This window comes from Pseudorhizobium marinum (assembly GCF_000705355.1).
Taxonomy (GTDB): Bacteria; Pseudomonadota; Alphaproteobacteria; order Rhizobiales; family Rhizobiaceae; genus Neorhizobium; species Neorhizobium pelagicum.
Map to the genome: position 1 here is coordinate 41718 of NZ_JMQK01000030.1, position 6340 is coordinate 48057.

Here is a 6340-nt window from a genome sequence, read left to right on the forward strand (position 1 = left end):
CCATGACGCTCAGGTCTGCAGCAGCTCGCGGATCATGCCGGTGCGGTGCAGCGCATCGTGCAGGCGCTCGCGGTCCTGCCGCCGCAGGATGTTGAGGTCGACCCGGTTGCTCGGCTTCACCCCGGCCTCGATGTCGGCGATCTGCTGGGTGAGGATCAGCCGCATCAGGAAACCGTGAATGTCGACGAGGAGGGCCGCGTCGGCCTCCGGATAGCCGGCCGCCGCTGCCGCCTCGCGGATCCTCTGGGCGGTCGGCAGGCTGCCGATTCCCCGTCTGAGTGCGGCGGTGCGGGCGCCGGCGACGATCGGCAGCATGGCGGCCTTCAGTTCGGTGCGGCCGGACCCGTCCTTGCGGATGCGGCCGAACAGGCCGAGCGCTGCATTGCGGCCGCTGGCCCCGTCGCTCATCGTCGTCAGCAGCGAAGGCGCTGCCTGGACAATCCCGGTGGCCTCGTTGCGCAGCGTTTCGGCCAGGCGCGCGCCGGCCGTCGAGGACACATGAACCGGCGTGAAGTCGAAGAAGATGTCGACATTCTCGAGCACCTTCGGCGTCGGATGCTCCGCCCAGCTGCGCACCTCGTTCAGCCACTCCGACAGGCGCCGGCGCCAGACCCGGTTGCGGGCCATTACCCCGCTGTCGCAGTAGGGGATGCCGGCCCGGTCGAGGATCTCGTTGACCCGCGTGGCAAAGCGCGTGAACCAGTCCTCGGCGGAACCGAGGTCGCCCCGGTAGCCGTCGGCAATCACCAGCGCATTGTCCTGGTCCGGCGCCAGCAGGCTTTCGCCCCGGCCCGCCGAACCGAGCACCAGCAGGGCGTAGTCCGCCGGCGCCGCACCCCGGCCGGCCGCAATCAGCTCGCCTTCGGCGATCTCTGCCGCGCGTGTCGCCATGGCGCGCCGCTCTGCCGAGATGACCGCCGCCACGGCGCGCGCGTCGAGCCCGTCGCTGAGCAGGCCCGCGGCCAGCGAGGGAAGCTCCGCCTGGACGCGGGCAAGCTCCCGGGGCCGGCTGGCGGCGGCGATCTCGTCGCCGAGCGTCAGGGTGGCCAGCGCCCGCTCGCGCAACAGCGTGCGCAGCGTGAAGATGCCGACGAGCTCTCCCGACGCGCCGGTCACGCCGAGGTAGCGCAGGTTCCGGCGCGCCATCAGCCCGAGCGCGCGGTAGAGGAAGGTATCTCCGGGGGCGGCGATTACCGGCACGCTCATGACCGTCCCGGCGGCCACGTCGCTGGCCTCGGCGCCCTTTTCGGCGAGCGCCCGCAGGATGTCGCGCTCGCTCAGAATGCCATGGGTGCCGTCGTCGCGGGTGACGATGGCGCAGCCGATGCCCTTTTCCGCCATCAGCCGCGAGGCCTCTCGGAGCGAACAGTCGGCGTCGATGCAGATCGGCGGGCTGCTCATCACATCCTCCAGCCGCTGCCGGTAGAGAAAGCTGTCGATCGCCCTTCTGCTGCCGGTCTGGATCGCCGCCGGCGCAAACTCCGCCTTGCCCGAGGGCCGTTCAAACCAGCCGACGCCCTGCTGCTGGGCGACGAGCGCGGTCGCCGCCCGGCCGAGGTTTTCCGCCTCTCCGAGCGTCCGCACCCCCTTTTCCAGAAGCCGCGGCTGCATGGCGGCGTAGACGCCGGCGGTGGCGCGAGCGTCGCCGAGTGCCGTATGGCGGCCCTCGATCGTCACGCCATAGGTGAGCGCCAGATTGTCGAGCGACGGGCTGACGAGCCCGGGCGTGATCGCCACCGACATCAGCGCCACGTCGAGCCAGCGCGGTTCCTTCCACGCCACCCCATGGCGATGCGCCTCGTTGCGCAGCACGGCGAGGTCGAAATTGATCGAATGCCCGACGACGACGGCAGTGCCGATGAAGTCGAGCAGCGCGCCGGCGACCTCCGCAAAGCGCGGCTTGCCGGCGACGTCCGCATCGAGAAGCCCGTGCACCCGGCTCGATCCGGCCGGGATCGGGATGCCGGGATCGACGATCACGTCGAAGACCTGGGTCTCCAGGATATCGGCGCCATGCATGCGCACCGCGCCGATCTGGATGATCCTGTCCTGGCGCACGTCGAGGCCGGTGGTCTCGGTGTCGAGGACGACGACGTCGAGCGCAATCAGCGGCGCACTCGCTCCCGCCGCCGCGCCGCCGGAAGTTTGCGGCATCACGCCATGGTCTCCATCCTGCCTTCAAGGGTCCGGGCCGAGCCTGGAGAGCCGGCACGCGGGATCATGCTGTCGGGTGCAGACTCGGCTGGATCCTCGGCTTCGGCAAGTAGACTTAAGGCGCAGGCAGTACCGCCCGATCTCACATGCATGCTTTGTCCTTCCTTCAGCGTCCGCTATCTGTTGAGCCGAGTGTACCTGAGGGGAGAGAGACGTGGATGACGTCGATTGCGTGGTCGTCGGTGCGGGCGTGGTGGGACTGGCGATCGCCCGGGCCTTGAGCCTTGCCGGTCGAGAGGTGATGATCCTCGAGGCCGAGGACGCGATCGGCACCCAGACCTCGGCGCGCAACAGCGAGGTGATCCACGCCGGCATCTATTATCCGGCCGGCAGCCGGATGGCGGACCTCTGCGTCAAGGGCAGGGAAGCGCTCTACCGCTACTGCGAGGACCGCGGGCTGCCGCACCGCAATTGCGGCAAGCTGATCGTCGCCACCTCGGCGGAAGAGTTCGCCATGCTGCCGGCAATCGCTGCACGGGCGGCCGCGAACGGCGTCTCGGACCTGCGGCAGATTTCGGCAGCGGAAGCGCTGGAGCTCGAGCCGGCATTGTCTGCCACCGGCGCGCTGCTGTCGCCCTCGACCGGCATCATCGACAGCCATGCGCTGATGACCTCGCTCCTCGGTGACGCCGAGAACCATGGCGCGCTGCTTGCCCTCAAGACGCCGGTCGTCGCCGGCCGGGCGACCTCAGCCGGGATCGAGATCGATGTCGGTGGTGACGCGCCGATGACGCTGCGGACCCGGCTGCTGGTGAATGCCGCCGGCCACGGCGCACCCGGGCTTGCCCGCGCCATCGAAGACATGCCGCCCGGGCAGGTGCCGCAGGCCTATTTCGCCAAGGGCAGCTATTTCGCCATGACCGGCCGCACACCGTTTTCGCGGCTGATCTATCCGGTGCCGGTGAAGGGCGGGCTCGGCATTCACCTGACGCTCGACATGGCCGGACAGGCGCGCTTCGGCCCGGATGTCGAATGGGTCGACGGCCTGCACTACGCCGTGGATCCGCAAAGGGCCGAGAGCTTCTACCGCGGCATCCGGCGCTATTATCCGGATCTCGCAGACGGGGCGCTGATCCCGGCCTATTCCGGCATCCGCCCGAAGATCGTGCCGCCGGAGATCGCCGCCCAGGATTTCCGCATCGACGGACCGCAGGCCCATGGTGTCCCGGGCCTCGTCAGCCTGTTTGGCATCGAATCCCCCGGCCTCACAGCCTGTCTGGCAATCGCCGATCATGTCGTGGCCATGGCCGGGGCCGACTGAGGGATACACCCGGAACAATACCGTCACCCCGCTGTTCTTCCCGAGAAGAACGGGAGTGTTAACCATGAGACCTCTGATCGCAATGGCCGCCGCCATGCTCGCGGCTTCCCTGCCGCAGTTCGCCTCCGCGCAGTCCATCACGGACATGCGGGGCGGGGATGCCCGGCCGCCGGCGGCGCATATGCCAGGTCCGGACCGCCACCGCGATCGCCCCTTGGCCGGTCGCGACGACCGGCCGGAGCGTGGCGCCCGCTACCGGATCCAGGACGGCCGGATGAAGATCTCCTTCCGCTGCCCCGACGGCGAGCCCGCCCAGGACTGCGCCGACCTCCTGCTGCAGGTCCTCGACCGGTTGCAGGCCGGAGGCGCCTCCGGGGACAAGGACTCCCGCGATGACGACCGCAGACGGCTATACCGCGATCGCTGAGCTGCGATCGCGGCGGTTGGCTTACAATCTCCGTCAGGTGTTGCGGCGCTTGCCCTCGAGCAGATCGAGAACCCGGTTGGCGGCCTCCAGCACATTGGTGCCCGGCCCGAAGACGGCGGCGACGCCGTTCTCCAGCAGGTAGTCGTAGTCCTGGCGCGGCACGACGCCGCCGACGACGACGATGACGTTCTCGGCGCCCTTCGCCTTCAGGGCCTGCACGAGCTGCGGCGCCAGCGTCCGGTGACCGGCGGCGAGCGACGACATGCCGACCACCTGCACCTTCTCCGTGACCGCCAGATCGGCGGCCTCTTCGGGCGTCTGGAACAGTGGCCCGGCCAGCACGGTGAAGCCGATGTCGCCGAAGGCCGAGGCGATCACCTTGGCGCCGCGGTCGTGGCCATCCTGGCCGAGCTTGGCGACCATGATCTTCGGCGTGCCGGACGCATTTGAATAGCCGGCTAAGCGGTTGACCAGCGTCTTGTACTCCGGATCGTCCGCATAGGCCGCGCCGTAGATGTCGCTGACCACCTCCGGCACCGCCGTGTGATCGCCGAAGACGGCGCGCATGGCGTCGGAAATCTCGCCGACGGTGGCGCGCGCCCGGGCCGCCTCGACGGCGGTGGCGAGCAGATTGCCATCGCCGGAGCGGGCGACCTCGGTGAGGGCGGCGAGCGTCTCCTCCACGCGCTTCGGATCGCGCTGGCGGCGCACCTCTTCCAGCCGCCTGATCTGCGAGGTGCGGACGGCGGAATTGTCGATCGCCAGGATGTCGATCTCTTCCTCGGTCTCCAGGCGGAACCGGTTGACGCCGACGATGACCTCCTCGCCGCGGTCGATCGCCGCCTGCCGCTTGGTGGCGGCCTCCTCGATCAGCCGCTTCGGCAGGCCGTCGGCCACCGCCTTCGTCATGCCGCCGAGCTTTTCCACCTCCTCAATCAGCGCCCAGGCCTTTTCCGCCAGTTCATTGGTCAGGCTCTCGATGTAGTAGGAGCCGGCGAGCGGATCGACGACCTTGGTGACGCCGGTCTCATGGCTGAGGATGAGCTGCGTGTTGCGGGCGATGCGGGCGGAGAACTCCGTCGGCAGCGCCATGGCCTCGTCCAGCGCATTGGTGTGCAGCGACTGCGTGCCGCCGAGCACGGCCGACATCGCCTCGTAGGCGGTGCGGATGACGTTGTTGTAGGGATCCTGCTCCTGCAGCGACACGCCTGAGGTCTGGCAGTGGGTGCGCAGCATCAGCGAGCCCGGCTTCTGCGGCTTGAACTCCTCCATGATCGACGACCAGAGCAGGCGCGCGGCGCGCAGCTTGGCAATCTCCATGAAGAAATTCATGCCGATGGCGAAGAAGAAGGAGAGGCGTCCGGCGAACTCGTCGACGTTGAGGCCCTTGGCGATGGCTGCCCGCACATATTCGCGGCCGTCGGCAAGCGTGAAGGCGAGCTCCTGCACCAAAGTCGCGCCCGCTTCCTGCATGTGGTAGCCGGAAATGGAGATGGAGTTAAAACGCGGCATCTCCCTCGCCGTGTATTCGATGATGTCGGCAACGATCCGCATCGAGGGTTCGGGCGGGTAGATATAGGTGTTGCGGACCATGAACTCCTTGAGGATGTCGTTCTGGATGGTCCCGGACAGTTCCGCCCTAGAGCAGCCCTGTTCCTCTCCGGCGACGATGAAGGCGGCGAGGATCGGGATCACCGCGCCGTTCATCGTCATCGAGACGGACATCTCCTTCAGCGGGATGCCGTCGAAGAGGATCTTCATGTCCTCGACGCTGTCGATCGCCACGCCCGCCTTGCCGACATCGCCCTCGACGCGCGGATGGTCGCTGTCGTAGCCGCGGTGGGTGGCAAGATCGAAGGCGACGGAGAGGCCTTTCTGGCCGGCGGCGAGATTGCGGCGGTAGAAGGCATTGGAGGCTTCCGCCGTCGAGAAGCCGGCATATTGGCGGATGGTCCAGGGGCGACCGGCATACATGGTGGCGCGCGGGCCGCGGACGTATGGCGCAAATCCCGGCAGGCTGTCGAGGTGATTGACCCCTTCGAGGTCCTGCGCCGTGTAGACCGGCTTGACGTCGATGCCCTCGACGGTGTGCCAGAGCAGGCTTTCGGGCGGCGCCTTCAGCTCCTTCTCGGCAAGCTGCTCCCAATCCTTCAGGGTCTTCTCGGACATCGGATCTCCCTCATACGCCGGTGTTCACGCGCGGAGATCTCCGCCGTGGCTTGAAGCTAGTGTTCGGACGGGGCGCTGAAAGCTGCCTCGTAAGTTTAATTTTATGTGGCACCTCTCAGCACCCCGTTCGGCGGTTGTTGCTCGCGACTTCGGTCCCTCTGCAAAGGTCTTCTGGGAATGGTGTTCGTCTGGTTGCCAAAAGCCCGGGCGGACCAAGTTACCGCCAACACTTAAGGCACCTTCGCCGAACGCTCGCTGTCGCGACGGAC

At 67.9% G+C, this 6340-nt stretch carries 4 protein-coding genes; 2 read left to right on the top strand and 2 right to left on the bottom strand.

The features are described from left to right. Positions 1–9 precede the first annotated feature (9 nt). The gene (locus EO99_RS0123505; RefSeq protein ID WP_029621005.1) at positions 10–2154 is read right to left on the bottom strand and encodes a DUF294 nucleotidyltransferase-like domain-containing protein; all 2145 of its coding nucleotides are present in this window, start codon (positions 2152–2154) and stop codon (positions 10–12) included. Positions 2155–2368: 214 nt separating this feature from the next. On the opposite strand from EO99_RS0123505, the gene EO99_RS0123510 reads away from it, so the two are divergent. Continuing rightward, a complete protein-coding gene (locus EO99_RS0123510) occupies positions 2369–3475 on the top strand; it encodes an NAD(P)/FAD-dependent oxidoreductase (protein WP_029621006.1) in 1107 nt (368 codons plus the stop codon). Between the two features lie 64 nt (positions 3476–3539). Beyond that, the gene (locus EO99_RS26060) at positions 3540–3902 is read left to right on the top strand and encodes a hypothetical protein (protein ID WP_156034994.1); all 363 of its coding nucleotides are present in this window, start codon (positions 3540–3542) and stop codon (positions 3900–3902) included. A gap of 33 nt (positions 3903–3935) precedes the next feature. Here EO99_RS26060 and scpA read toward each other — a convergent pair whose 3' ends face one another. Next, positions 3936–6071, bottom strand: coding sequence for a methylmalonyl-CoA mutase (scpA, locus tag EO99_RS0123520; RefSeq protein ID WP_029621007.1), 2136 nt, complete (start codon positions 6069–6071; stop codon positions 3936–3938). Positions 6072–6340 lie beyond the last annotated feature (269 nt).

Bases quoted from the DNA above. Each gene is read 5' to 3' on its own strand.
- scpA (WP_029621007.1), bottom strand. From the start codon at position 6,071: ATGTCCGAGAAGACCCTGAAGGATTGGGAGCAGCTTGCCGAGAAGGAG.
- EO99_RS26060 (WP_156034994.1), top strand. From the start codon at position 3,540: ATGAGACCTCTGATCGCAATGGCCGCCGCCATGCTCGCGGCTTCCCTG.
- EO99_RS0123505 (WP_029621005.1), bottom strand. From the start codon at position 2,154: ATGCCGCAAACTTCCGGCGGCGCGGCGGCGGGAGCGAGTGCGCCGCTG.